At 78.0% G+C, this 635-nt stretch carries 1 pseudogene; it reads right to left on the bottom strand.

The annotated features are described in order from the left end of the window. Window positions 1-635: pseudogene (locus VR44_RS39575) on the bottom strand (SAV_2336 N-terminal domain-related protein); the annotation flags it as partial.

Raw genomic sequence — 635 nt, 5'->3', positions numbered from 1 at the left:
GGCGAGCAGGAGGCGTCCGCGGGCGGCCCGTACCGACGCGGCGCGCCCCGGCGGTACGGGTGCGGGGGCCGGCGCCGGGTCCTCCTCCGGGGGCCCCGGCAGGTAGCGGCGTACGACCTTCGCCGAGACCTGCGCGAAGGCCTGCGGGAGCGGCCCCGTCGGCGCCTGCTCCGCGTCCGGGACGTCCGGCACCCCCTCCGGGACCCCGGTCAGCTGGGAGACGGCCAGCGCGGGGAAGTTCCGCACGCCCCGGCCGAAGTGCGCCAGGACGTACTCCGAGCAGTGCTTGAGGACCAGCGCGGCCTCGTCCCGCCCCAGCGGCCCCAGCAGCACGTCCTGCACCCCGGGAACGAACTCGTACCACGGCCCGGGCGAGGCTCCGCTGCGCCGCAGCAGCCCGCTGAGCAGCACCTCGGCAAGGTCGGAGGGTTCCGAGTCGGGCAGCATCGTCCGCTGCACCAGCCGCATCACGGGCAGGGTCAGCGGCGCCGCCGACAGGTACACGGCGAGCTGTACGGCGCCGGGCGCGGCGGAGGACCGGAAGCGGCGCACGAGTTCGCGCGGGGGCCGGGCGGTCCGGGGCAGCGGTACGGGGGCGGCGGGGTGACGGGCCAGGACCCGGCCCACCTCGGCCT

Origin of the sequence: Streptomyces katrae, assembly GCF_000966975.1 — a bacterium.
In the GTDB taxonomy this organism is placed as follows: Bacteria; Actinomycetota; Actinomycetes; order Streptomycetales; family Streptomycetaceae; genus Streptomyces; species Streptomyces katrae.
The sequence above is the reverse complement of the archived record's forward strand: the minus strand, read 5'-3'. Positions and strand labels throughout refer to the sequence as shown.